The sequence below is a fragment of the Halorussus lipolyticus genome (assembly GCF_029338375.1).
GTDB lineage: Archaea > Halobacteriota > Halobacteria > Halobacteriales > Haladaptataceae > Halorussus > Halorussus lipolyticus.
Window position 1 is genome coordinate 27,449 of the sequence record NZ_CP119807.1, and the last position, 25,182, is coordinate 52,630.

At 56.3% G+C, this 25,182-nt stretch carries 21 protein-coding genes, 1 pseudogene and 1 CRISPR repeat array; of the genes and pseudogenes, 14 read left to right on the plus strand and 8 right to left on the minus strand.

Annotated features, from left to right (window positions below; all coding sequences use genetic code 11):
- Together cas5 and cas3 are read left to right on the plus strand one after the other, a co-directional pair.
- On the plus strand, positions 1 to 771 hold the full coding sequence (cas5, locus tag P2T57_RS19540; RefSeq protein WP_276302653.1) for a CRISPR-associated protein Cas5: 771 nt from the start codon (positions 1 to 3) through the stop codon (positions 769 to 771).
- Entirely contained in the window at positions 764 to 3,214 is a 2,451-nt protein-coding gene (gene cas3 / locus P2T57_RS19545; RefSeq protein WP_276302654.1) for a CRISPR-associated helicase Cas3', read from the plus strand. Before cas5 ends, cas3 begins: the two co-directional genes overlap by 8 nt.
- 338 nt (positions 3,215 to 3,552) lie before the next feature.
- Positions 3,553 to 4,728: direct repeats of the CRISPR family, unit length 30 nt; unit sequence CTTTCAATCCTACTGAGGTCCGATTACGAC.
- A 217-nt stretch (positions 4,729 to 4,945) separates the two neighbouring features.
- On the opposite strand, the gene cas2 is transcribed toward cas3, so the two are convergent.
- The 5 genes from cas2 to P2T57_RS20310 form a co-directional block, all read right to left on the minus strand.
- Positions 4,946 to 5,203, minus strand: a complete 258-nt coding sequence (cas2, locus tag P2T57_RS20405) for a CRISPR-associated endonuclease Cas2 (protein ID WP_420028564.1) — start codon at positions 5,201 to 5,203, stop codon at positions 4,946 to 4,948.
- Position 5,204: 1 nt separating this feature from the next.
- Positions 5,205 to 6,182, minus strand: a complete 978-nt coding sequence (gene cas1b / locus P2T57_RS19550) for a type I-B CRISPR-associated endonuclease Cas1b (RefSeq protein WP_276302655.1) — start codon at positions 6,180 to 6,182, stop codon at positions 5,205 to 5,207.
- A complete protein-coding gene (gene cas4 / locus P2T57_RS20410) occupies positions 6,179 to 6,742 on the minus strand; it encodes a CRISPR-associated protein Cas4 (RefSeq protein ID WP_420028565.1) in 564 nt (187 codons plus the stop codon). The genes cas1b and cas4 overlap by 4 nt, the downstream gene beginning before the upstream one ends.
- Positions 6,743 to 6,745: 3 nt before the next feature.
- Positions 6,746 to 7,381 (minus strand): IS6 family transposase, encoded by a 636-nt coding sequence (locus tag P2T57_RS19555; protein WP_276302656.1) that lies wholly within the window; start codon positions 7,379 to 7,381, stop codon positions 6,746 to 6,748.
- A 614-nt stretch (positions 7,382 to 7,995) separates the two neighbouring features.
- Entirely contained in the window at positions 7,996 to 8,337 is a 342-nt protein-coding gene (locus P2T57_RS20310; protein WP_337250818.1) for an ATP-binding protein, read from the minus strand.
- Here P2T57_RS20310 and P2T57_RS19560 point away from each other — a divergent pair.
- A pseudogene (locus tag P2T57_RS19560) lies at positions 8,317 to 8,412 on the plus strand (IS6 family transposase); the annotation flags it as partial. The gene P2T57_RS20310 and the pseudogene P2T57_RS19560 sit on opposite strands and share 21 nt — an antisense overlap.
- 116 nt (positions 8,413 to 8,528) lie before the next feature.
- Positions 8,529 to 11,471 carry a class I SAM-dependent DNA methyltransferase gene (locus tag P2T57_RS19565; RefSeq protein ID WP_276302657.1) on the plus strand — a complete coding sequence of 981 codons (2,943 nt, stop codon included), beginning with the start codon at positions 8,529 to 8,531 and terminating at the stop codon, positions 11,469 to 11,471.
- Between the two features lie 556 nt (positions 11,472 to 12,027).
- Here P2T57_RS19565 and P2T57_RS19570 read toward each other — a convergent pair.
- Positions 12,028 to 13,839, minus strand: a complete 1,812-nt coding sequence (locus P2T57_RS19570; RefSeq protein WP_276302658.1) for a DUF262 domain-containing protein — start codon at positions 13,837 to 13,839, stop codon at positions 12,028 to 12,030.
- 473 nt (positions 13,840 to 14,312) lie between these two features.
- Between P2T57_RS19570 and P2T57_RS20440 the strand changes: the two genes are divergently transcribed.
- Positions 14,313 to 14,564: a DUF8158 family protein gene (locus P2T57_RS20440; protein ID WP_474198312.1), complete on the plus strand. Its 252-nt coding sequence runs from the start codon at positions 14,313 to 14,315 to the stop codon at positions 14,562 to 14,564.
- On the opposite strand, the gene P2T57_RS19575 is transcribed toward P2T57_RS20440, so the two are convergent.
- Positions 14,465 to 15,442 (minus strand): IS1595 family transposase, encoded by a 978-nt coding sequence (locus tag P2T57_RS19575; RefSeq protein WP_276302659.1) that lies wholly within the window; start codon positions 15,440 to 15,442, stop codon positions 14,465 to 14,467. The two genes, P2T57_RS20440 and P2T57_RS19575, sit on opposite strands and share 100 nt — an antisense overlap.
- Positions 15,443 to 15,879: 437 nt before the next feature.
- Here P2T57_RS19575 and P2T57_RS19580 point away from each other — a divergent pair, with 437 nt between their 5' ends.
- The 6 genes from P2T57_RS19580 (at position 15,880) to P2T57_RS19605 (ending at position 20,931) form a co-directional block, all read left to right on the plus strand.
- Entirely contained in the window at positions 15,880 to 16,653 is a 774-nt protein-coding gene (locus P2T57_RS19580; protein ID WP_276302660.1) for a tyrosine-type recombinase/integrase, read from the plus strand.
- 130 nt (positions 16,654 to 16,783) lie between these two features.
- Positions 16,784 to 17,998 (plus strand): MFS transporter, encoded by a 1,215-nt coding sequence (locus P2T57_RS19585; protein ID WP_276302661.1) that lies wholly within the window; start codon positions 16,784 to 16,786, stop codon positions 17,996 to 17,998.
- A 62-nt stretch (positions 17,999 to 18,060) separates the two neighbouring features.
- Positions 18,061 to 18,735, plus strand: a complete 675-nt coding sequence (locus P2T57_RS19590) for a triose-phosphate isomerase (RefSeq protein WP_276302662.1) — start codon at positions 18,061 to 18,063, stop codon at positions 18,733 to 18,735.
- A 153-nt stretch (positions 18,736 to 18,888) separates the two neighbouring features.
- Positions 18,889 to 19,452: a hypothetical protein gene (locus tag P2T57_RS19595; protein ID WP_276302663.1), complete on the plus strand. Its 564-nt coding sequence runs from the start codon at positions 18,889 to 18,891 to the stop codon at positions 19,450 to 19,452.
- 82 nt (positions 19,453 to 19,534) lie between these two features.
- Entirely contained in the window at positions 19,535 to 19,852 is a 318-nt protein-coding gene (locus tag P2T57_RS19600; protein WP_276302664.1) for a thiamine-binding protein, read from the plus strand.
- Positions 19,849 to 20,931 carry a thiamine ABC transporter substrate-binding protein gene (locus P2T57_RS19605; protein ID WP_276302665.1) on the plus strand — a complete coding sequence of 361 codons (1,083 nt, stop codon included), beginning with the start codon at positions 19,849 to 19,851 and terminating at the stop codon, positions 20,929 to 20,931. Before P2T57_RS19600 ends, P2T57_RS19605 begins: the two co-directional genes overlap by 4 nt.
- A 269-nt stretch (positions 20,932 to 21,200) precedes the next feature.
- Here the strand turns inward: P2T57_RS19605 and P2T57_RS20415 are convergent, their stop codons facing one another.
- On the minus strand, positions 21,201 to 22,034 hold the full coding sequence (locus P2T57_RS20415; RefSeq protein WP_420028567.1) for a DUF7351 domain-containing protein: 834 nt from the start codon (positions 22,032 to 22,034) through the stop codon (positions 21,201 to 21,203).
- A gap of 199 nt (positions 22,035 to 22,233) precedes the next feature.
- On the opposite strand from P2T57_RS20415, the gene P2T57_RS19615 reads away from it, so the two are divergent.
- From P2T57_RS19615 to P2T57_RS19625, 3 genes are read left to right on the plus strand one after another with little or no spacing between them, the layout of a single operon-like run.
- Complete coding sequence (locus P2T57_RS19615; protein ID WP_276302667.1) at positions 22,234 to 23,109, plus strand: CPBP family intramembrane glutamic endopeptidase; 876 nt, start codon at positions 22,234 to 22,236, stop codon at positions 23,107 to 23,109.
- A gap of 58 nt (positions 23,110 to 23,167) precedes the next feature.
- On the plus strand, positions 23,168 to 24,106 hold the full coding sequence (locus P2T57_RS19620; RefSeq protein WP_276302668.1) for an ABC transporter ATP-binding protein: 939 nt from the start codon (positions 23,168 to 23,170) through the stop codon (positions 24,104 to 24,106).
- Positions 24,103 to 24,942 (plus strand): ABC transporter permease subunit, encoded by an 840-nt coding sequence (locus P2T57_RS19625; RefSeq protein ID WP_276302607.1) that lies wholly within the window; start codon positions 24,103 to 24,105, stop codon positions 24,940 to 24,942. The genes P2T57_RS19620 and P2T57_RS19625 overlap by 4 nt, the downstream gene beginning before the upstream one ends.
- The last annotated feature ends 240 nt before the right edge of the window (positions 24,943 to 25,182 follow it).

Sequence of the window (25,182 nt, forward strand, 5' to 3'; positions counted from 1 at the left end):
ATGGCGACGACGGACGCCGACCGCTCGACAGACGAAACCGACGAGAGCCGTGCGGTCGTCGCGGCAACCCTCGACGTGCCGTTCGAGTGTACGTTTACGAACGCCAGCGCGATGAACGACCTCCCGTCGTACCCTGTCCCACCCCTGACGACGATTCGTGGGATGCTTTACGCGGCGTGGGGTCGGCCGTCGCTCCTCGGGCAGGGGTCGAGTCGCGGTCGAACAATGGAGAAAGAGCGGGTCGAGGCCGAACAAGCGTTCCGCGAGTCGTTCGAGGCCGACACGGCAATCGGAATTCGTGTTCTCGACAGTCCAACCTCCAAGCGTGACCTCCGAACGCGCCAGAAGGTCGCTCGGAATGACGACCGGACGTACTTCTCGTACCCCGTCGAAGAAGAGACACTGCTCTTTCCGACCTATCGAGTCTACGTCACAGGTGACGAGGAGCGATGCAACGCAGTTGCGGCGGCGTTCCGCGACCCTGAACGACTGCTCTATCTCGGGCGGTCGGACAATCTCGTTGACGTTCGGAACGTGACCGAATCGCAACTCGTCTACCACGACGAGGAGGAGTACCTTGACGACATGGTTGTCCCAGACGGGGACGGTGCGGACCCCGTGATGCTTCCGGTCCAGACCGAACGGTTGGGGTCGTACAACGCCCGACCCCCTGAAGTTCAACTCGTCACGCAGGGTGGGAGCGTCGAGTCCTACTACACGCTCGACGACGCAACTGACGAGGACGGTCCGGTCGTGTTCATCGATGAGTAGCGAGTCAGACACCGACGCGGAACCACTCTACGCAAAGAGTGACCCGCCCACATCGCTCGACACACACCTACAGGCGGTTGCCGACGCGACAGTTACGGCGCTCGACTCGTCCGCTACCGCACGGGCGGCACTTCCGGCTGAGACGACAAGTGACCGTCTCCGTGACCTCGGGCGACTCGCTGGTCTGCTTCACGACACCGGGAAAGCACATCCCGACTGGCAAGCCAAGTGCCAGCACGCAATCGAGACCGGCGAGAACGTCACACTCCCAAACCATAGCGCACGAAGCGCCCTCGTCGCGTTCGCTCTCACGGCGTCCAGTGACGGGATTCCGGTTCTCCATACCGCGCTTACCGAGGTCGAGCGGGCGGCTTTACTCCTCGCGGTCTTGCATCACCATACTCCGATTTCGGAGAGTAATCACCGGGCGAACGAACACCTCATAGATGGGGCTGACTGTGACGCACTCTTCGAGCAGGTCTCCGAGACTGAGACGGTGGGGGATTGGTCGCTACAGATAGACGCCCTGACGGCTCTAAGCGGGTTTCGGGAGTTTGTCAAACAGGTTCGCAAACGTCCCGGTAGTGACGAGCAATTTCACGAAATCGCCTCGATAACGACGATTCTACGAAGCGCGCTGATTCAGGCCGACCACCACGCGAGCAGTCAAGCAGGTGACGGCCCACCTGCACCCTTGCCAACCTCGCTTACAGCCGAGAGTATCGAGTTCTACGACGAACTCAGACCATTTCAACAGACGGTCGCCGACTATCTCGATGGCGATACTCCAGACCAGTTTTTCGGCCTTGCAGGCTGTGGCGCAGGCAAAACCCAGACCGCGCTTCAATGGGGTGCCGAACAATGCCGAGCGGGGAACGCCGACCGACTCGTCATAGCGATGCCGACGCGGACGACCTCGAACAACCTCTTTCAGACGGTTACGAACGACCACGCCGACCCCGACGATGTGGCGCTCTATCACAGCACGAGTGGACGAGTTTATACGGAGAAGTTTAGCGACGAACGCGAACTGGAAACCATCAACGAGTATCCGCGCCGCTGTAAGTGGTTCCAGCAACCGATTACCATCTGTACCGTAGACCACCTCCTCGCCACGCTCGTCAACAACGACAAGCACTCGGACATCGCTCGGGGAAACCTCCGTCGCGCGGCAGTGGTCTTCGATGAAGTCCATGCCTACGACCGGCAATTGCTACAGGCGATAGCGGGTGCTGTCGAGTATTTTGACGCAATCGAGTTGCCGTGGTACGTCATGACTGCGACCTGTCCGCCGGAACTCGAAGCGGCGTTGGACCCGACCGAGACGGTGCATGACCCACGCGAGGACCACTCACCGTATCACGTCAAACAGCACGACCACGAGCTAACCGCAGAGGTAGTTGCAGACAGCTTGGCGTCGGGTGACGCTCGAACGGCGATGGTCGTGAAGAATACCGTCAGGAGTGCTCAGACGCTTGCAAGACAGCTTGCAAAAGTGACACCCTCGGACGTGTCGGTCACGTACTACAGTAGTGAGTTCCCGTCCTACGACCGCCGGGCGAAAGAACGCGAGGTCCGCGAGCAGTTCGCTCCCGGCGATGTTCCGACCGACGAGCGCCGGATTCTCGTCTGTACGCAGGTCTGTGAACTCTCGCTGGACATTAGCGTCGATACGCTCTACACGGACCTCGCACCTGCTGACGCGGTGATTCAGCGAGCAGGCCGCCTTCACCGACGTGGGAACCGGCCGGACGCAGAAGATTGTGATTGCGAGGACTGTGCCGAACGAATGCGACCGGTCGAGTACGTCTGCAACACCTATTTTGACCCGACAGCGAGTGCGTGGTACCCATATGCGACTGGGCGGAATACCCCGGAGTGGAATCTACTGTTGGCGACACGAGACGCACTCGACGCCGCGACAGCATACTCGTTCGAGGCGTCGAGACACTGGATAGCCGAAGCCTATTCTGCGTACAACCTGCAGGTTCGTGAACAGACGTTCCGAGGAGCTATTGCAAACGACTCGATGTTCGGACCGCCTCGATGGGACGGTAATCGAATCTCGTTCCGAACGGGGACACATCGTCGGCTTCCAGTCGTTGCCTCTCCGTACGACCTCCACGACAACGACGAAAAACCAGTGCCATTCAGTTACTTGTGGGAGACGTTTGATTCTCACGACTGCTGTGGACACTGTGGTCTCGAAACTGACCGCTATACGCCGTGCCACGAAGCACTGCAAGAGGCCATCGAAGAGTACAGCATCGAAATTCCCGCCTACTGGCTTTTGGACGACGATATTCGATGTCACTCCTCAGAAGTGTTCCCGGATGCTCCTCGTGTTTCACTTCCAGAGGTGTCGCTTCACTACTCTTACCAGTGGGGGATACAGAACCCCACCAACGATGCGACAACCGACACGTCGGCGCGAGAATTCTGACCGTCGTAGCGCTTCTGTCGAGTTCCGTATTCCGTCTTGCTTTCAGAGCGTATTCGCTCTGGAGTGGACTCCATCTTTCAATCCGATCGGAGTACAATTACGACCAGAAGTGCGACGAGCAGGGCAACCCGCTGGGCGACTTTCAATCTTACTGAGGTTCGATTACGACAGTGGCAAATGGTGAACTCATCAACCTACTCCTCAACATTTCAATCCTGCCGAGGTGCGATTACAACGACGCAACGGTTGAGGAAGTCATGGTCCGATTTTATTTCTTTCAATCCTACCGAAGTTCATTACGACAAGTTGAACGGGTTATCCGCCCCCGGATTGAACACCTTTCAATCGCATCGAAGTCCGATTACGACTCTGGTCCGCGCCCATCTCGAAGCTTTGGCCACCGCCCTTTCAATCCTACTGAGGTCCGATTACGACCGGTCGAAGACGAAATCTCCGCGACGTGGACCACGACTTTCAATCCTACTGAGGTCCGATTACGACCGGCGAGTCGTCGGACGAGCGTCGTCTTCCCGGTCCCCTTTCAATCCTACTGAGGTCCGATTACGACCGGCCTCGTCGAGCCAGTGGCCGCGCAACCCGAGGACCTTTCAATCCTACTGAGGTCCGATTACGACGGTCGAGTCGGTGTCGTTCGATGACCCACCACCTGAATCTTTCAATCCTACTGAGGTCCGATTACGACCAGGACCGACCTGCGCGCCGAAATCCGAGACGCCAACTTTCAATCCTACTGAGGTCCGATTACGACACGCCGACGGTCGAGAAGGCCGCCCACGACTTCATCCTTTCAATCCTACTGAGGTCCGATTACGACACTGCTTCGGGTGGCGCGACGGCTTCGGCGACGACTTCTTTCAATCCTACTGAGGTCCGATTACGACAAGCCGACTGCATGGAGCCAGTCACGATGGTTCTGCCACGTCCGACTTTCAATCCTACTGAGGTCCGATTACGACACGGCCACGACTGGAGCGACCTGTCCGAGGGCCAGCTTTCAATCCTACTGAGGTCCGATTACGACGGTCGGCGTTCTCGTACACGTCAACGAGCGCGTTCTCCTTTCAATCCTACTGAGGTCCGATTACGACTGGTGGGTGCTGGTGTTCGCTTCGAGCAGGTTCGGGAGTATCGTCTTTCAATCCTACTGAGGTCCGATTACGACCGGACTGCGGTCGGTCGCGCGCGCCCTGCAAGACCTCTTTCAATCCTACTGAGGTCCGATTACGACTTGGACAGGGGACGCGAAACGGCCGGGATGCAGGTATCTTTCAATCCTACTGAGGTCCGATTACGACCCTCCGAATCCAAATCGGCGGTTCGACAGTCTTCAACTTTCAATCCTACTGAGGTCCGATTACGACTCTCTCCGGCTACGTCGAGTATTTCGGTTAGGTCTCCTTTCAATCCTACTGAGGTCCGATTACGACGAGGAAGCGCCGATGGGTGCGACGGGCGACCTCCGGCTTTCAATCCTACTGAGGTCCGATTACGACCTACCATTTTCTCGGTGGGAGTCTGGAGGGATAAAGATATAGGAAATCAGGGTCTCTGGGTAGCTCCTGCGTCATAATGGTGAATACTCAGACTGACTATCAACTCGTAAAATCACTCGAATCGACGTGGAGATACTGAACACCCCCTCTATTCTGCATACTGACTTAAACCCCCTCAACACTCACTATGCCAAAAGCTGATTCAATCGCTGGCGAGTTATAGAAATCTTGTGTCCTCTCGTTCGTCGCCAAACTCCTCGATATCAAGTGCATCCTCTCGTGTCGTCGTATACAAAAGGACCTGTTCCCCCGTATCGACAAACGACTGAATCCAAGAACGAACCTCCTCGTATTCGCTTTCGGTGAGATGGCCATCGAAAACGCTATTCTGTCGCCAGTTCAGCCACCGGCGGAGATAATCACAAATCTGTTGCGTTCGGTCGGCACGTACGTCATAGACGATAACTACGAACATCCTATCGTACCGTTGTCGGTTGGTACTGTTCCAGTCCGAGGACGTGTTTCGTTACTTGGTAGCACTCTGTCCGAATCCAGCGTCGCCACGAAAGTGACCGACCAATACCGGGATGCTTGCGGGTCGTCGATAGTCGCTCATCGAAAGCGTGCCGAAGGGTCTTCTTTCCGTCGTCTGTAAGGAGAACGGCCTGCCCCTCTGATTCGAAATCGTCTGGGGTTAGCTGGCCCTGACGTGTGAGTGAGAGGAGCAGTCGGTCCGCCAGTAGTGGTTTAAATATCTCTGCAATATCCAAGCTCAGGCTATACCGTCGTTCATGTGGCTCATGGAGAAAGCTAATCGTCTGATTCAAGCGTGTATGATAGATTTCCGTTACAGCGGAGGCATAGACGAGCGCATTTAGGTAACTCATCGCGCTGTTTGCGGGATTCTCTGGAGGTTGGCGACTCCGACTCGGGAAGGAAAACGATTCTGGGAGGCAGTGGTCAACACAAGAATAGTATGCGTCTCGTGCCGACCCCTCGTGTTGCATCAATTCAGGGATGGTAGTTTGTTCGCCGATGTTTTCACGGTGGTCAGATAGAATCGATCCTGTCCCACACTCCTCGTCACAGTAGCGCCGAAGTGTGAGTCGCATATTTTCGATAGCACCCTGTACGAACCGACTGGCAATGTCGAGTCTCTCGGAGTCATCTAAGTACGTTTGCGCTTGTTCAATATGGCACTTTCCCGAGAGAATCGGACGCGGTGGAAGGAACGTCCCACGATATGCACCATTGTAGCTAAAGATATGCAGGGCGATCTCGTTCTCCGCGAGCAGGTCGAATACGCCGGTTGTGACCGAGACACCTGCACCGGCGAAAATATCGTAGATTTTGTTGACTGGAAGAGGAGTTCGGTCACCTTCCTGTACGAAATAGAGCGTATCGCTGTTACGTTCAAGTCGGCCGACCGACGTGATGTAGTAGCGTTCTTTCATGCAAAACAGAACTCCCGCATACTACACTTGTTACAGGCCGATATTCGCTCTGGGGGTGGGCACTCGCCGTCTACAATCGACCGGATGTCATCGGTTACCTCCTCGTGTTCAGACGCCATTTCAGCCGACCAGTGGACTGTCGTGACCGTGTTTTCACGCGGATAGCGTATCTTCCCCACTAGTCGATAGTCGTCCGAGTCTTCGGCACTGTCTTCAGCGACAATCGAAAGATAATGAAGTAGCTGTAAGCGGTCGGCCTCTGAATACGTCGAGGACCGTTTCACTTCGCTGATTTCGAGCGTATTCTCGTCTGGACGACGAACGAGATCGAATTTACTGGCCCCGATAGATACTCCCTCATCTCTACTGTAGGCTGTTTCAGAGAGATGTTTGCCGAGTCGAACGAATTCGTTCTCTTGAGCGTATAAAACTCGATGGTGATGATACCAGAGTTTCGTCGGACAAATCGCGTAATAGTGGTAGTGTTCCCCGGTAAGTGACCGAGACATGGCCGTAGCACAACGGTCTACATAATAACTATTTGGGACGTTGTGAGGCATTGTTCAGATTAGCTGATTCCATGCGAAGGCGAGAGTTTGCAACCAGTTTTCGGCGGAGCGGTGCGTCGCGTGGCGGAAATGATTAGCAAATTGGTTGGTGCGACGTTTTAATTCTTTGAAGACACGTTCGACGCTATTCCGATTTCCATGTATGACATGCTGAAATCGGAGTTTTTCCTCGAAGAGTGCGGCTTGCAACCATGGTGCGCCATCGACGAGAAACACCGCGTCGGTGACGCGGTGTTTCTCGTGCAACTCGGTAAGAAACTGCTTCGTCACAACGATAGTTCGTGTCGGATAGAGCTTCACGTGGAGGAATTCGTTGGTTTCAGGATCGACGGCGGCGTACAGCCAGTAACGCTGGTCGTTGAGTTGAATCACGGTTTCATCGACCGCAACGTGATTCGGGTTTTTACCCTCAGTCGGCTGTAGATCGGCTTTCTGCACCCAATTATAAATCGTTGAGCGACACCGTTCGACACCGAACTTCTCTAAGACAGAAACAGTATCCGAGAGTGATAATCCGGCCGCATGAAGGTGGATACTGAGCTTCATCAGCGACTCCGGTGTCGCTTCTCGCTCCACAAAATCTAACTCGATCCAATCGCTACACTCGTTGAGGCGGTCGAATTCTGGCATGGACACCTAGAATTCCAACCGCCTCGTTCTTCAACGCTTATCTGAACAGTACCTAGGCGGAGTCGCCCCAAGTACGGCTCCTGTCCGGGCAGGCCCGCCGCTGAACATCGGCCAATCCTTCTCAGTCCCTTCTTCTGTGTCTTGGACTAGCTCCTCACAGTGACTAGTTGTCTGGAAGCCAAGGTTAATTCCAATCCTTGCTACCGCTCCCCACCGAAGGAATTTTCGTTGTGAAAGGCATTCCATACCTGTTGATTGCATTATTTGATGTGCTACCATCCCCCGTGACTATTCCCCAAACAAGAAATATTGTTGAAAATATGCTTTATGAGGTGGAGTTAGAACAAAGCACACAAACAACATAAAGAATGAGATATTCTACACCTGTACAACGACCCACCATTTCGGACAGTAGTCAGCAAGAAACCTCCCATCTTGCACACCGGCCCCACAGGTAATTCTGAATCAAGCAACCGTACTACTAACTGTTAGAGAGAGACGGGTCCAGTAACGGGAATCCGCAGTCCTAGGCCACATCACGGAACCCGAACTTACCCTCACCGGCCTAGCTTTCTATGACTGTACAATCCCACTATTCAACCTCTGCCAGTCGCTTAACGAACGCGAGTCCGAAGCCAGTTCGCCCCATTGTCTGCGGCCGTCGTGCCTCCCTCGTCGAAGACGATCTCCCGCTCTTCTAGCGGAATTCCGGTGCCGTCATCGGCCACGTAGATGCCATCAGCGAGTGCACCGACCGTCACCATCACCGTCGTGTCTGGATCGATCTGTTCGACGGCGTTCTTGAGGCAGTTCTGAAACAGGTTGCGGATGTCCGTCTCGTTGGCTTCGATCGTCCGTTCGACGTTGAGGTCAACGTCAGGTGCCTCGACTGTCACCCACTGCTTGGCCGCCACAGTCGCGAGGTCCACCGATATGCGTTCGCCGTCCGCCTCCACGCGGCCGGATGTTCGCTCAGAGAACCAGCAGCGATTCTTGACCTCCTCACCGTTGAACGGTCGCACAGAGCAGTGTAGAGTTGGGTACATCAACTTAATTCGCCATTCTATTCTATCATTTTTATTATTGTATAATATAAAATTCCTTTCGCAAGGAATATATGATTGCTTTCTGGACATCCGATAACAGTATGTCCGTTACGGAAGACAGCGTTACCGACCTTTTAGCCGACTATCTACGGGATGAGGGAGTCAATGCTGTAACACAAATCTCTCATAATGTAGCGTCGGGTCGCAGTCAGCCTGACTTAGAAGTACAGGATGGTCGAGTCTTTCTCGGAGAAGCAAAGTGGGAGGATAAGAAATGGAAGGGATTCGGTGAAGCACGTGACTACGGACAACTTCCGGGGGTTTCGGGGTCATTCATTATCGCTTATCCAAACGACCTCAAACAGGAGACGTTCCAAACAGACTTGTCAGGGAATACTGCTGAAGCCGCGCTTTCTGGTCATGAATTCGAAGTTGCTTTCCTCCGAAAAAATGCAGAGACGGATACAGACACGCTCTCATTAGAGCAACTTCCTCAATGGATACAAGATAACATTGAGGACCGGAAAGACCCTGAGGCAGACCCCGACCAAGTTGTTGATACATTGCGGCAGATGGCCGATATGCTAAATGACCAGCTGGAAGCTGCACCCGAGGAAAACCTGTTTAAAAATGTCTTAGGTGCTTCTTCTGATGACGATGAGGAACAAGAGGCTGCGCGTGAAACTGCAGGATATCTCTTAGTCAATCAACTCATGTTCTACCGGGTTCTCAGTACGAGTTCTCGGTTTGATTTCCCGAAATTGGAAGCTGAAGACTTTGACTCACCTCAGGAGCTTACGGACTATTTCGAGATTGTTCTTGAAGAGGACTTCACTCCGGTTTTCAGCTTTGATATAGCTAGTGACCTTCCAGAGTCCTCCCTTGAAACTGTAAAATCCATCATCCGGAGCCTCAATGGTCTCCAACCAGAGAACATTCAGCATGACGTTTTAGGGAAAGTCTTCCACGAGCTTATCCCAGTCTCTGCAAGAAAAAAGGTGGCTGCATATTACACGAAAAACAAGGCTGCGGACATCCTCACGGACCTAGCCATCGACAAACCGAATGCGAAGGTAATGGACCCAGCATGTGGAAGCGGAACGCTACTTGCATCTTCGTACCTCCGAAAACGAGAGTTACTGGAAGCGAGTGGGAAGGATTTCACTGAGGAAGACCACCAGCAATTCGTTGAAGAAGACATTACTGGAATTGATGTGATGCCTTTTGCAGCCCATCTATCCTGCATTCACTTGGCTTTGCAAGCCCCTATCTACGAGACTGACGAAGTGAATATCGGGATTGCCGACAGCACAAGTCTCAAACCAGGGAGTACGATTGACCCTCTTTCGTTCGTTCTCCCAGAAAGCAGCGAGCAACGCGGTCTCGGTGATTACAGAGATGGGTCCAGTCCTGAAGTTGAGGAAGAAATGATTGAGGGAGGGAGTACAACGCTTGACGCGGGACAAGGACGGGAGATGGAGTTGAAAACTACCGATTTGATTATTATGAATCCTCCTTTCTCCCGTCAAGAGTCAATTGCTCGATTCAGTCAAGATTATAAAGCTAAATTGGAGACTCGGTTTGACCGACGTCGCAAGTATCTTCACGGTAAGATGAACTACTGTTCATACTTCTTCTTCCTTGCAGACAAGTTCCTGAAGCAGGGTGGCCGGATAGCCGCAGTCGTCCCTGCAACCGTTTTGAACGAGAAAAGCGACCACGGTGTGCGGAAAATGCTGGTCGAAGAATATGATGTTGAGTATATCTTTGCTCGGGAGGATGCCCCGAATTACAGTGAAGACACCGACCTCCGTGAAGTCCTCATTGTCGCGAAGAAGGGCAAGTCTGAGGATGATAGTACTGCCTTCGTCTCCCACGATGGGCTTGATATCAATCCAGAACAAGTGCAACTCGCTGCAGATACGCTTGAGGCTGGTCAGTCCGTTTCGAGAGAGGATTTCTCTGTTCAGCGAATATCAATTGAAGACCTGAATATTGACAACCTCTTCTCTCCCTTCTCCTTGGACAATCCAGACCTCTTTGCGAAGTGGGACCGTCTCGTCCAGAACATCCCAACGACCTCGCTTGACACATTCGATGTCGGGCTCATACGAGGAATCGGAAGTAACGGGAATGGACAGATGCACGTGCATCCGGAAGCCTCCATCAATGACCCAACTGCTCTCAAGTTCGGGGACCGCGACCTGTGGGTGTACGACGATGAGACTGACGACCATGTAGTCGCGAAACACCGACACACAGGAGATACAGTTGACGTTCCGAAGGACAATCTCATCCCGAATCTGCGTCGTTACTCCGGTAGGGGAAAGACCGAGATCTCGAACATCCCCGAGTACGCTATCCAGCATTCAGACTTCTCCGGCATCGACCACTATATGAGTCTTACCGATGAGCCAGAAATTCCATCCAAGTGGCATGAGCGTGTGGAACGTCGATTAGGATGGATTGCGCTTGTCCGTCGTGTGGACTTGACAGCTCCTGGTACTCACCACCTCGCATATTACTCTGACAAGAAGCGGTTATATCCCGACATGATGTGGGTGCCCACCAAAACCTCTCAAACAGAGGCAAAATTACTTACTGCCTGGTTTGACAGCACATTCGGTTGGCTCCAGTCTCTCTCCACCCGCGTTGAAACCCGCGGTGCCTGGATTGAATGGCACAAGTACATTGTCAAGAAGTTCCGCGTGCCGGAAATCCACGCACTTGACGCCAATGAGAAACAGACTTTGGAGGGAACCTTCGATGAGATTAGTACGGTCGATGCTCCTAGCATGTACGTCCAGCTAGCTCGCAACGCTGAACCATCCGAATTCGATGATGAAGAAGAAGACCGGATGGACAAAGCATTCGACGGCCTATCGGATGAGCTTGGAGAAGGCTATGAGTCGCGGAGAAAACTTGACTCCACACTTCTGGACCTCGCTGATATCTCTGATGACGACCAAGATGAGCTGCTCGAAGAACTGTACAACGGGATGCTACGCGAGATGGTTGCTCTAAAGTTGATGATGGACTCATAGAACCGATTCTCTCGGACGACAGGAGTTATGGGTGGCTATCATGCCACTCATGGATGCGATTGTAAATCGGGATTCCGTGTTCTGTAGCTTCCTCCATTGCAATGGTACTGCCTTGTTTCTTTCGAAGAAACCGAGGGAAGTATCTGTTGAATCGTGAGATGACCATACGACTACGTCATGTGGTTTCTCTGCGTCCGGTTGTAGAACGTCATCCTTGATCACCGCAGACGCTGAGTCGATGGCATCTCACTGGAGTAGAAGGATTCCGAGTGTGTCGTGGGCGAGTTAGTAGGCGATCAACTGGTGCAAATTCTCGTTCGACGATCCCGAACTCCTTGGCTTTCTTATCATTGGCCTGATAGCATCGAGATACGAGTTTACTCTCTCTCTCTCTCTCTCTCTCGGCTTTGTCGAGTGCGTCAAACGGCAAGCATCCTTGAGGTTGTCACATTATAAGCGGAGTAGCGAGTGCTTGAGGAGTGACTTCGAGGCGGTTCACGTAGAGAAGTTTCCCTAAATCTAAGGCTTCTACTGTTAGGCAAAGAGAGACGTGTTCTTACTCTGTGGTGAAGTCGTTGAATGTGGTGGTGATTTTGTCGCGGATGAGTTGTTCTCGCTGGTTGAGGAATTCGGGGAAGTTCTCCAATTTGTAGAGAGAGGGATTGTTCGGGATACAGTGGCGTTCCCGATAGGGATCGGTACGGGTGGTAATCCACTCGTCAAACGGGAGTTCTTGTTTGCGGGCGTTCTCTTCGTCAGTAAGGAGTTGGAGGTTTGCAATTCGGTTTTTTGCTTCTTCGTATTGCTTTGCCTGCATCGGATCGAAGCCGTGTTCTTCGACAAGCGTCTCTTCGTCAAGTTTGTTCTGTGGGAAAATATGGTCCTGTTCGTAGTTAACGCCTTGGCGGACTGCTTCGTCAAAATGCAGGAGAGAGAGCAAGAGGAATGATTTTTGAGACCGATAGGTTGTCTCTTCTAAGAGCGTTTGGAGAACTTCCTCACTGAAGCCGACGACTTTCCCTCGGCCACGCATCTTTTCATGGATTGTCTGTAGGGGGAAGGCTCCATCTGACTGGTTGATTGCGGCGCGGGCGTCGTCAAGGACTTCGTCAGGCCGTGAGTTGAATGTCCCATTGAGAAGCGCAGAAGTGAGCCAGTAATGAATACGGCGTCGGGTTTCGAGACCGACGGTGGATGTCCAGTCAAGTGACGGATTGTGTTGGTCAATAAAGTACGCGATCGGGATGAGTGCGTTATGGCTAGTGAGACTTCGGCTGTCGAGACCGAACTCAACAATCAAGTTGAGTGTTTCTATGATTGCGTCTTGGAACCCGCCGCTCTCCCAAACCGTCTGCATCCGGTCTAGGTTTTCGTTGGAGAAGTTCCCAATCCGATATTGGGGAATGGTTTCCGTGCCGAACATCAGGAGTGCTTTCAGGATAAAGTCGATTCCGAATTTGAAATTCCGGTCAGAGTGTTCTCTGTTGAGTTGGTCGACGAACGAGGTGATCTGTTCGCGGGCGTCTAGTGAGTCGTCTCCTTGACTCCAACGTGCGGTCGCCATTGACAGAAGGATCTCCGACTTGCTGAGTGGCGTGCCCCCGTCGTTCATTCGGACGAAAATATCGAGAACGCGTTCTCGATTGGTCGTGTTCTCCTCGTGGTATTGAATTACATCGTCGTCATGGACAACGTCGAAGAGTTTTTTCAGGGTCTTCCCTGCCGTCCATCGATGTTCATCCTCAATATCGAGATCTTCGGCGATGTCCATGATATCGTCGGAGGGATCAATGGTGAGAACGTCGCCGACGCGATACCAGTAGGTCCCTTCTGAGTTCGATGGTTCTGGTTCGCGGAAAGAGAATTCGTATTTAAGCCCGAGTTCATCGTCAACGGTATCATCACCACCAGAGAGGAGATTGAGATAGAGCCGTTTCTGGTTCCAGGCGTCCGGGTTTTTCCGCTGGGCGTACTTTCGCTTCTCCGTGTACGTCCCTTTTAAGCCAATGTAGAATGCGGTGAGTCGCTGTTGACCGTCGAGAACTAAGTCTTGTTCTGACGGGAGTTCCAGCTCATCTTGCTCTCGGACTTTTACATTGTGATACCGCATCTGGTCGAATTCCGGGTCGTCTGGATGGACACTATCCTCAATGTAGTGTTGAATGAACTGATATTTCATCTCGTCACTGGCTTCCTCACCGTTCAAGTGCCAGACGAGAAATGACCCAATTGGATACCCCTGCATTAGCGAGTCGAACAGCCGAATAATTTGGTCCGCATCCCAGACAAATTCACGCTGAATCGCTGGCAATAGGATAGAATGATTCAATCGGTCAACGGCCTGTGAGATACTCCACGACTGCGTCATACTGCCAGACATTATACACCACCGATATAAATGAAACGACATAGCCTAGCTGTCCCTGGATCTCATCTTGACCCTGAACATCGCGAGTGTTCGGACGGTGCTTGTATTCAATCCAGCCACACCAGGACTGACGCCGCAGGCTAGCACAGATTACCTCGCACCGGTCCGGACGAAGCAAATTCACCCCCAACGCATCCTCTCCAAGACTACCTATAACGTCTGTCTATAACCAAAGCTACGTCCGTTCATCCCGACGAACCAGTTAATCCGAGTGTAGAACTGCGCGTCCTTGTGAACGAGGTCGCGTGTCGATTCGAGACTGTCGCTGCAGGGCGCGGAAAACGCCGGAAGGTTGAATTCCATATGACCTCTCTCGTTGACGGACGTACCGCGGATGTGGCGAGAGAACTCATTGGCTACATCTCTTGAATAGACCGTACTACGTCAACGATGATAGCCTAGAGTGACTAGGAATTCCTGATACTGGGGCCTCGTACGACGTTCGTGAACGAACAAGAAATCTCGAATACGCATCGCTTGCCGACGTGGTTGGTCTCGTGTTGAAGCGGGCGGAGAACCTGCCGCGGAAGATTTTAGCCAGCATTGAGAGTAGCCATGGTCGCTCTTATGTAGAATTGCGGAAAGTCCCGATAACGAGACATTCAATGGTTGAGTCGACGGATTTGCCAGCCAGGGTGAGTGAGCGAACGATGCCGAAGGTGTGAGCGGCCTGTTCCAAGCCCTGCTTGGACAGGCCGCGGAACTTCCGCAGCCATGGTTGAACAAGCGAAAACAGGCACTCAGCCTGGTTAATGTGGACGCCGTCGGGCGATACGTACCGTTCCTTGTGCACGACGGTTCGATGGTCACGCTCCATCTCTCGGTAGGCTTGGAGACCGTCGATCCAGACCTCTCCCAGTGGCTGGGAGAGGTCTTCAGCCGCCTGAATCACTGGCTCAAGATCACCGTCGTAGTCGATGCCGAGTTGGCCGCGGATCACGCGAAGCGAGTCGCGGCACGCCGCGACGAGCGTCAGTTGATCACCGTGACGCCCTCGCCAGCGTGATCGGCCTCTCTGGGACGAGCCGCCGCGAGAACGGCTGTGCCGCGGCGGCTCTTGTCCTTTGTAGCCCGAACAGACCTCACCAGATTCGTCGACTTGTATCGGTCCGTCGATGGTTTGGTTGAGGAGGCTCCAGACGACGGGGAAGCCGCGATGGATCGCGGCTTCCACCTCCCGAATCGCCGTGTGAATGGTTTTGTAGGCTCGCCCGAGCAACGGCGCGATCTGGTTGATACTGAGTAACGTATCGGCGTAGAGCGTGAACGCGAGAAGCACCTCTCCTGTGGTGAGGTGCTTCTCGTGGAACGGCGTTCCGTAGGTGTAGACCGGCTTGAAGTTGCAGTCTCGGCACCACACGCGGTCGAGACTCGACCACGTCTGGACAGCGGTGTGCCCGCAGCGTGGACAGGACGTGTTCTCCCAGAAGTCCTTGAGTCGCCGCTCGATGCGGGCATTGAGCGGTTCGGTGTCGATCTCGACGACGCCCAGCTTGATCAACTCGCGAAACATCCCGCCAAACGCCGGCTGAGCAGAAGCCATACCGCTAGATTACCGCCGACTCAGTGTAACTACACGGGCTTTCCGCAGCCTTGCATAAGAGCGACTTCAACGCTCTTATGTAGAACTGTGGAAAGACGATCTGACAGGAACTATTCCTGCTGTCGTCTGGCGGTTTAACCGCTCACTCAGTTGCTCCGCATGAAGCCATTATAAGTAGATGGCCGCTTTCCGCGTTTCTACATAAGAGCGACTGGGCTATCGACGACGAGCGCACTCGAAACGCCTTCGAATCGTACCTCCGGTCGCTCGACCGTCGCCGGAAACTCGCCGACTCCACGCTCGCCTCGAAACGCACCCACCTGTCGGCCTACGCCGAGACCTACCGCGACCGCCACGGGACCGACGACCTCCTTACGCCACTCGAAAATCTCGACGAGCGCGGCGAGGAGATAGACCGTGCCTACGCAGTCCTCGACGTGTTCGACGCCGAACGCTCGACCGACGCCTCGAAAATGGAGTACACGACGACCGTCACGAACTGGTACGACCGCCTCGTCCGCCACGGCCGGGGGAAGTTTAATCCGCTCGAACACGCGATGACCGAGTTCGGATGGGAGCGCGAAGACCCCGACAATCGTCCGCTCGAAGCGACCGACGTTCGTGCCCTCTACGACGCCGCAGAATCGCTCGAAAACCGTCTCCTCGTCGTGGCACTCGCGGGATGGGGGCTTCGCTCTGGCGAGGCCGCACGTCTTCACCAGCGCCAGTTGGTTGGTCTGGACAGCGACGACCCACGTCTCGACTTCCAAGAACGAAAAAACGGGCCGAGTTCGGTGAGTCTCCTGTACGGTCTCAGCGTGCTGAAAGACCGCCGGAATGCGCTCGCCGAAGACGAGACGTGGAACGGGTACCTGTTCCCGTCGTCGCAGTCCTCTGCGGGGCACATCGCCAGCAACACGGTTCGGAACCGATTCCGGTCGCTTGCATCCGACGCGGGCGTACAGGTTCGGGGCCACCGGCCGAAACCGCACATGGCCCGCCGGTTCTGGTACACGGCGTATCAGCAAGCGACAGCGAACCTCCTCGACCGCCTCGAAGGAATCGCGGCCGACCAAGGAAGCGCGTCCGCCGAAGTCGTCGCTCAGAGCTATCTCTCGAACGAGGAGCTTCGAACGGCGCGCCGTGACGCGATGCGTGAGAAACTGGCCGAAGCGCTCGAGCGAGCAGAGGCGGAACGACCGTCGGAATAAACCATATTCTGGTGTATCATTCGCTGTCCCACCTCGGGTGTGAAGTAGTCGGTTAAATTCGTTTCAGTAGCCCGGATTACCAAAATTCGCTTCCGGGAACCCTTTTTTCCGAACCCCGAGAAGTACCGATATGGTCTCGTTGGTTCGGCGGTACTACCTCTACCGCGCGACGCTCTCGGCGGGGTTCTACCTGCCGGTCTCCGTGATTTACATGGAGACGCAGGGTCTCGGCCTCGCCGACATCGGGTTCGTGCAGGGGGCGTTCCTGTTCTCGATGGTGGCGTCGGAACTGCCGACCGGCTATCTCGGCGACCGACTCGGCAGACGGTCGGCGCTCGCGCTCGGCAACGCCATCGTCGTCGCGGTGATGCTCGGGTTCACCGTCGCCGACTCCACCGCGGCGTTCGCCGTCGTCTACGTGGTCTGGGCGGTCGGATGGACCTTCAGAACCGGGACGGCTGACGCATGGCTCTACGAACTCCTCGCCGAGGAGGGCATGGCGGACGAACACGCCCGAATCAGCGGTCGGGCCAACTCGGCCCTGCGAATCGTTTCCGCTGGCACGGCGCTCACCGCGGGGGTCCTCTACACTATCGACCCGGCGGTCCCCTTCCTCGCCAACGCGGGACTGGCGGCGCTCGGCCTGCCGCTCCTCGCCACGCTCCCGAAGACGCAGGGAAGTGCTGACGGCGATGCCGACGCGAACGCTGAGACCGACGCGGCCGATTCCGGGATGAGCGTCCGCGAGGCCGTCCGGGTCCTCGCCACCCAACTCCCCCGGCCGTCGATTCGCTGGATAGTCGCCTACGCCGCGCTGTTCAACCTCGTGTTCTCGGTGACGCGGGTGTTCGAGCAACCGGCGATGCGGGCGGTCGGGGTGCAGGTCGCCGAGTTGGGTCTCCTCTACGCCGGGTTCAAACTCGTCTCGGCAGTCGCCGCGGGGTCTGTCGGACCGATACAGGACCGCCTCGGAACTCGCGGGGTCCTGCTGTCGCTGGTCCCGGTCGTCGCCGTCGTCTACGCCAGTTTCGCCGTCGTGCCGATACTGCTGGTTCCGGCGCTGTTCGTCCGGCGTGGGATGCAGAGCGTCACCCGACCGGTCCGCAACGAGTACATCAACGACCGGTTGGAGGACGTTGGCCGGGCAACGGTGCTGTCGGGCGTCTCGATGGCGCTCACGCTGGTCTCGGGCACCGCGAACGTCCTCGGCGGCCGGGTCGCGGCGTCTGTCGGTCCGCTGGCCTTCCTCTCGACGGTCGGCGTTGCGGTGTCGGTCGCCGGCGGTCTCGTCTGGGTCGCCACGCGGCCGGTCCGGACCTCCTCGGCCGACGCTGTGCCGTCGTAGGACGAGCGACGAGCGCGGCCGAACGTCGAACTTCTATCACGCTGTAAGGTGAAGGGTGGGGCGTGAACCTCGACTATCCCAACTTCCTGTTGAACCTCAAGACCTACGACGGAACCTACGGCGAGGACGCGCTGGCCTACGCCGAGGAGGTCGAGGAGGTCGCCGACGAGACCGACGCCACCTTTGCGGTCGCCCCGCAGGCGACCGACCTCCGCCTCGTGGCCAAGAACACGTCGCTGTCGGTCGTGGCGCAGGCCGCCGACGCCGCCGAACCGGGCAGAGAGACCGGCGGGATTCTGCCGGAAGCAGTCGCTGAGGCGGGCGCTGACGGCCTCATGATGAACCACCCCGAGCGCCGCGACACGCTGGCCGACGTGGAGACCAAGATTCGGCGGTGCGAGGAGTGCGGCCTCGATGCCATCGTCTGCGCCGACAGCATCGAGATGGGCCGGGCGGTGCTGGAGTACGACCCGGACTGTATCATCTTCGAGAACCCCGACGACATCGCCTCGGGCAACGCGCTGGCCCGGACCCGGCCCGAGTTGGTCGAGGAGTTCGTCGGCATCGTCGCGGAGCGCAATCCCCGGACGAAGGTCCTCCTCGGCGGGGGAATCACGACCGCAGACGACGTGGCCCGGTCGTTCGAGTTGGGCGCTGACGCGGCCGGTGCGGCCTCCGCGGCGGTGCTGGCGGACGACAGACGGGGTTGGTTGGAGGCGATTGCGGGCGCGTTCTGAGCGAGTCGGTCCTCGTTCGCGTCTGGGCCGGTTTCCGGAGTCTGTCGAGCGACTCCGCGACCCGGTTCGCACGTCGTCGGCCTCGCCGAACTCGTCGGGAACTCCGGATGCGAAATCCGATGATTTATACCCACCACCTGTCTTCGTCCGTTCATGTTTGTTCCGGGCGCTCTCATCGCATTGGCGACGTTTCCGGGCATCGTCGCTCACGAGTACGCCCACGAGAGAGCGTGTCGTAAGCGCGGTCTGGAGGTCCAAGACACCTGTTACTTTCAACTCGCGTCGCCGAACGGCTACGTCAAGCACGAACAACCCCGCCAGTACGACGACGCCTTCTGGGTCAGTCTCGCGCCGTTCACCATCAACACGCTCTTGGCGGTGGGGTTCTCTGCCGTGGCCGGTGTCTGTCTGTTTCTGACGCGAGCGACCGGGATGGGCGTCTTCGGCTACGCGACCGGACCGCCGGCGTGGTTGGCACTCTCGCTCGCGTGGCACGCGATTCCCTCGAAGGACGACGCCGAAAACGTCTACGAACACGCCAAGCGGGAGTGGCACACCTCGTGGTTCGCGCTCCTCGGGTTCCCCATCGTGGCGGCGCTCTACGTCTGGCACTACCTGAGCTATCTCTGGTTCGACGCCCTCTACGCGCTCGCGGTGGTCGGCGGGACGATTTGGCTCCTCTGGCTTGCCGGCGAGGCCGTCGGTCTCCCGGTTTAGTCTCGGATTTCTAATTACAGTTCCCCGCCACTTCCGAATCCAATCACCCGGTTATATACGTCGGTGATTGGTATCGTCGGCTATGACCGTGACGGCGATGCTGACTGTCGCACCGTTAGACGACGCCGAGGCCGACTTCGACGCCGAAATCGCGGCGGCCATCGACGCGCTCGAGGAGTTCGACGTGCGCTACGAGACCCACCCGATGGAGACCACCATCGAGGCCGACGACCTCGGGGAGGTGTTCGACGCGGCGCAGGCGGCGACCGAGGCCATCGACGCGAGCAGGACGATAACCAACCTCAAAATCGACCACTTCCGCGACGAGGACCTCGCTGTCGAGGAGAAAGTCGAGCGCGTCGAGACGCACCTCGGGCGGGACGCGGTGAGCGACCGATGAGCGACCGACAGCGAGCGGTCACCCGGCGGCAGTTGCTCGGTAGCACCGCGGCCACGGCAACCGTGCTGGCGAGCGGATGCGTCGGCGGCGGGGTGCGGTCGCCGTCGCCGAACACGGTCCGAGTCGGGACCTACGGGTCGTTCGTGGACGCGCCGAGTACCAGCGCCGGGGCGTGGATAAAGGAGGAGTTCGAGAAGCGCCACGACGCCACGCTCGAATGGGTCGTGCCGGAGAATGAACTCACGGGGTTCGTCCAGCGACGCAAGGAGGGCGTTGACCTCGGTGCCGACGCCTACGTCGGCATCACCCCCGAGGACTTGGTTCGGGCCGACAACACCCTCGAAAAGCCGCTGTTCGCCGGTTTCGACACCGGCGCGGTCGGGAACGCCGAGAACATCTCTGACGCCTACCACTTCGACCCCGAGCGACGGATTCTGCCGACCGGGGCGTCCTACGTCTGCATCGTCTACGACGAGCAGGTGGTCTCGGACCCCGCGACGTTCGACGCGCTAGCGACCGACGAGTACCGGAACTCGCTCCTGCTGGCGAACCCGCAGAGTACGACGACCGGACTTCTGTTCCTCCTCTGGACCATCAAACAACAGGGCCGGGACTCCTATCTGGACTACTGGGAGCGACTGATGGACAACGACGTTCGGGTCCTCGGGTCGTGGAGCGACGCCTACACCGCTTACTCCAACGAGGAGGCCCCGATGGTGGTCTCCTATTCGACCGACCAAGTGTACGCCGCCGAGAAGGACGTGGACATGCGCCGCCACCAAATCGGCTTCCCGAACGACCAAGGCTACGCCTACGTCGATGGGGTCGGGAAGTTTGCCACCACCGACCGGGACGAACTGGTTCGGAAGTTCGCGTCGTTCCTCCTCGACCCCGAGGTCCAGCGCAAGACCGCGGTCAAGAACGTCGGCATCCCGACCGTCGAGAATGCCTCGCTCCCGAAGGAGTTCCGCCAGTACGCCCACGTCCCCGACGAACCGGTCCAGTTCAGTTACGACGTGCTAGCCGAACACATGGACGACTGGCGAGACGCGTGGGCGAGACGGGTCGTGGGGCAGTAGAGACAACTACACCTTTGTTTAAGAAATATTCTTAATTGCCTGCTGGATTCGGGACGACGGAGACGCGCCCTCAACGCTCGACATCGACGGGAGACGGCGATTGAATCCACTCGCCGTCGCTCTCGTCGGGGTAGAGTAATTCAGTAGACGAACTTAGTAACTCACTTCATCGAAAATCAGCTACCAGTAAAATCCAGAACTCAACGAACGTCGGAGCCGAATAGGTGCAACAAGAAGCTACCGAATCTACCACCTTCCAGCAGGGTCAACTAATCCACCTTGATTTCGTCTTCGAGATCGAACTCAAACCGGAGCCGCTTGTCTCCTGGAAACACTACTACAACCTCGTTCGATTCGTCCAGTTCGGCATTCCATTCAGAAATATCTGAAAGTAATTCCCACGTCGGCGTCGTAGTTACGTTTATGCTGTCATCCCAGTAGCTGGAAACGACTTCGGGATGGTGCAAAAGTACAACCTCTAATGGGGCAGAAAGGGTCGTCCGACACTGTTGGCACTCGAAGACGACGAGTACCGTTGCTGGGTCGACATCTTCCCCTGTAATGAATTCCAATTTCATACACCCTCCACAACGTTGACAGACCCCATCTAGCGCCGAATGTAACTCCGCACGCATCTTCCGGTCGGCTGCTTCCATCGCTTCTAACGGACTGCGGTTCGCTACATGACCCGGCCGCAGATCGTACCGTAGAATGCTATTGTCGCACGAATTACATTCTATCGTTGCGAGTTGGCCATCGTAAGTCGCCTTTGCTGACGTGGCACGACAGTACGGACAGTGGGTCTCAACCGCTATCGGGTCGAATTCCGGCTGTAGCGTGTATTCGCCAGCTTTGATTGATTGAACGACCCGTCGTCCCGCGTCGGAAATGGCGTATCCCGTTTCCTCACTCTGGATATACTGATCGGTGAGTTCGTTCAGGTGGTAAGAGAACTGTGAGGTATTTGTGGCATCGACTTCGTCGTACAGTTCGGTGAAAGAGAGGGACTCCTGCTGGGGAACGTCAGCAAGCGTTTCTAATATTCGTAGCCGGAGACCACTTGCCAATACGGCGAAGGCAGATTCCACATCACTACGATCCATGGATACTAGTGATGCCGACAATTGAAATAAGGAACGTCTTTCGAGCCGTATCTAGGATTGAGAGATGAACAACCGGTTTTCCCGACCGTTTTTGAAGCAACATCTGTCATTTTCCTATCTAAAAAGCAGAACCGTGGTTCAACTGATAATATGTTTGAGAATCAACACGTTTATTCTGGTGGTGAGAATATCTTCCTCTATGACGAACAGACGGATTCCTTGGATTGACAACCACCCAGTTGCTGCATTCTTCGTGGGTGCATTTGCCTTCACATGGATAATCTCGGCTCCAGCAGCGTTCATGGAAGAGAGTTGGACTCCATGGATTCTCATATACATCGGTAGTTTCGGACCGCTGGTGAGCGCGGCTGTGGTCACATGGCTACGTGGCGACGATGTAAGAGCCTGGGCCCGTCAGATCGTTCGGTGGCGGGTTGGGTGGCTCTGGTGGGTCGCCGCCTTCGGAATACCGATCGTTATCGTGGGAGTCACCACGGTGGTTCTCTGGGCCATCGGAGGTCCGGTTGATCTCGACCAACCCCTCCAATCTCCCGTGCTGATTGCCATCGTCTTCGTGTTCGGCTTCACGGTTAGCGGCGGATTGAACGAAGAGCCAGGATGGCGTGGGTTCGCGCAACCCTATCTGAACGACCGGTATGATGCGCTCACGACGAGTCTCATCATCGGCGTCGGCTGGGCCCTCTGGCACCTCCCGTATTTCCTCATCCCTATCGCCCCTCACTCCGGATTCACGGTTGTCAACCAGATCGGCTGGTTCTTCAGTATCCTCTTGTTGTCGGTCCTCCTCGCGTGGGCCTACAATAATACGGGTAGCGTACTGGTCGTGATGGTCCTTCACGCTATGGTGAACACCGCAGATATACTCCTCCCGCTGGCCCCAGACCAACTCCTCATCGATGATGTTCTTCAGGAAACTGCTATTGCAACGGTCACAATCACACAGCTAGCGGTCACCCTACTCGTCGTCCTCGGTATCGTCGCCTATTATGGTCGGAAATCACTTGCCCGCGGGGAGATACCGGGTGTGACCTACCTCAGAGGAGGCAACCGATGATTTCGAACACCTCCGAGTGGGGACATGACCGAAAGTGCCAAATAGAGGGGAGGTAACCGTGGTTGCAATCGAAATTGACGGTCTCACAAAACGGTTCGGTGATGTTGTCGCCGTCGATGACCTCGACCTCCGTATCGAGGAGGGAGAAATCTTCGGGTTTCTCGGACCGAATGGTGCCGGAAAATCGACGACGATCGATGTGATTATGGATTACGTCCGTCCGTCTGCCGGCAGTGTAACTGTCCTCGGATACGACGCCCAGACTGAGACGCGGGAAATCCACGAGCGGGTCGGTATTCTTCCGGACGGATACGGGCTCTACGACCGCCTCACCGGCCGCAAACATCTTGAGTACGCAATTGCGTTGAAAGGGTCCGACGACACTGTTGCCGAACTCCTCAATCGAGTTGGCCTTGATGCTGTAGTTGCTGACCGGGTCGTTGGAGGCTACTCGAAGGGAATGATGCAACGGTTGGCTCTCGCGATTGCACTCGTTGGTGACCCCGAGCTGTTGATTCTCGACGAGCCGTCGTCGGGGCTCGATCCCAACGGCGTTCGCCTCGTCCGTGACATCGCTCGAGACCACGCTGACCGGGGCAAGACCGTCTTCTTCTCTAGTCACATCCTCAGTCAGGTCGAAGCCGTATGTGACCGCGTCGCGATACTCAATCGTGGCCGGCTCGTCGCCATCGACTCCATAGACGGACTTCGCGACGCGCTCGGAACGGAATCGACAGTAACGCTCACAGTCGATGCCGTCCCGGATCGGCTGACCCTCGAGGAGATAACCGGTGTCTCCGACGTCGTAGTCGATGGCCGAACGATTCGGGTGAGCGTTGGCGAGGTCACAGCGAAAGTCGGCGTTATCGACCGCATACGCGACGATGGCGCGGCAATTCTCGATGTGGCAATCGAGGAATCGTCGTTAGAAGACCTTTTCAGCGCCTACACTGGCGATGCACCCTCGAAGATTGATGCGTCGGAGGTGGAGCGATGACGGTCGCTACCATCTGGCTGACGGTCGCTCGGAAGGAATTTGCCGACGCGCTCCGGTCACGAATGATCTGGGGAATCGTCGTCATTATCGCCGTGATGACGTCACTGTCCGCAGGTATCTCATTCCTCATTCCTGATGTCGAAGGTGGTGCCGAGATGGCTATCGGCGGTGCATCGCAGTTCGCTGGACTTCTCGTCCCGATCATGGCCCTGATGGCCGCCTATCTTGCAATTGCCGGTGAACGGGAGTCTGGGAGCCTGAAGGTGGTTCTCGGGCTTCCGCCATCACGGGGCGAAGTACTCCTCGGGAAATTTCTCGGACGGAGTGGTGCTGTCGCTATTGGATTAGCGCTGGGATTCGTGGTATCAGGCGTGGTTACGACGGCCGTCTACGGCGGACTACCGGTGGGTGTCTTCATCGGGACGACCGTCTTGACGGTTCTTCTCGGCGTTTCATTCGTCGGCATCGCCATCGGGATTTCGGCCGTAACGGCGACGCGAGCGCGGGCGATGACCCTGGCGATCACTGCATATCTGGGGCTGACTCTCCTCTGGGATTTGGCCCCGAACGCGGTTCACCTGCTGGTCACTGGCGAGATGCCTGGAAGCGTCGTGCCAGCCTGGTTCTTGCTCTTGCAGGGTCTCAGTCCGACTGGAGCGTACAATGCGCTTGTCCAGCGGCTGTTGCTCAGTGGCGGAACGGCCGTCGAAACGAGAATCGGTGGCCCAGCGCCCAGCTACCTTGATCCAGCAGTGTTCTTGACTCTCCTCTTGATCTGGGCTATTGTCCCGCTCCTCGTCGGGTATCTCAGGTTCCGCCGGGCCGATCTGAGCTAACCGAACCGTCCGACTGAAGGTCACTAGACCCCGCCCTTCTTATCCGGCGACCTGTGCTATCGTGACCACGATAGCGACGATTTTTCTCTATCCCACGCGTAGCCACAACCTCGTTCGAGAAATAAGGGAGGGTACTAGAGGGTGAGCCACGTCGGCGGTACTCTCAAGCGTTCTTGAGGACTTAGACGACCGAATCGAAGCGTTCTGGGAGTGAATATCAACAGTCGGCTTCTCTTCTCG

Excerpts from the sequence above, each read along its gene's own strand:
- cas5 (WP_276302653.1), top strand. The coding sequence starts at position 1 with ATGGCGACGACGGACGCCGACCGCTCGACAGACGAAACCGACGAGAGC.
- cas3 (WP_276302654.1), top strand. The coding sequence starts at position 764 with ATGAGTAGCGAGTCAGACACCGACGCGGAACCACTCTACGCAAAGAGT.
- cas2 (WP_420028564.1), bottom strand. The coding sequence starts at position 5,203 with ATGTTCGTAGTTATCGTCTATGACGTACGTGCCGACCGAACGCAACAG.
- cas1b (WP_276302655.1), bottom strand. The coding sequence starts at position 6,182 with ATGAAAGAACGCTACTACATCACGTCGGTCGGCCGACTTGAACGTAAC.
- cas4 (WP_420028565.1), bottom strand. The coding sequence starts at position 6,742 with ATGCCTCACAACGTCCCAAATAGTTATTATGTAGACCGTTGTGCTACG.
- P2T57_RS19555 (WP_276302656.1), bottom strand. The coding sequence starts at position 7,381 with ATGCCAGAATTCGACCGCCTCAACGAGTGTAGCGATTGGATCGAGTTA.
- P2T57_RS19565 (WP_276302657.1), top strand. The coding sequence starts at position 8,529 with ATGTCCGTTACGGAAGACAGCGTTACCGACCTTTTAGCCGACTATCTA.
- P2T57_RS19570 (WP_276302658.1), bottom strand. The coding sequence starts at position 13,839 with ATGACGCAGTCGTGGAGTATCTCACAGGCCGTTGACCGATTGAATCAT.
- P2T57_RS19575 (WP_276302659.1), bottom strand. The coding sequence starts at position 15,442 with ATGGCTTCTGCTCAGCCGGCGTTTGGCGGGATGTTTCGCGAGTTGATC.
- P2T57_RS19585 (WP_276302661.1), top strand. The coding sequence starts at position 16,784 with ATGGTCTCGTTGGTTCGGCGGTACTACCTCTACCGCGCGACGCTCTCG.
- P2T57_RS19595 (WP_276302663.1), top strand. The coding sequence starts at position 18,889 with ATGTTTGTTCCGGGCGCTCTCATCGCATTGGCGACGTTTCCGGGCATC.
- P2T57_RS19600 (WP_276302664.1), top strand. The coding sequence starts at position 19,535 with ATGACCGTGACGGCGATGCTGACTGTCGCACCGTTAGACGACGCCGAG.
- P2T57_RS19605 (WP_276302665.1), top strand. The coding sequence starts at position 19,849 with ATGAGCGACCGACAGCGAGCGGTCACCCGGCGGCAGTTGCTCGGTAGC.
- P2T57_RS20415 (WP_420028567.1), bottom strand. The coding sequence starts at position 22,034 with ATGGATCGTAGTGATGTGGAATCTGCCTTCGCCGTATTGGCAAGTGGT.
- P2T57_RS19615 (WP_276302667.1), top strand. The coding sequence starts at position 22,234 with ATGACGAACAGACGGATTCCTTGGATTGACAACCACCCAGTTGCTGCA.
- P2T57_RS19625 (WP_276302607.1), top strand. The coding sequence starts at position 24,103 with ATGACGGTCGCTACCATCTGGCTGACGGTCGCTCGGAAGGAATTTGCC.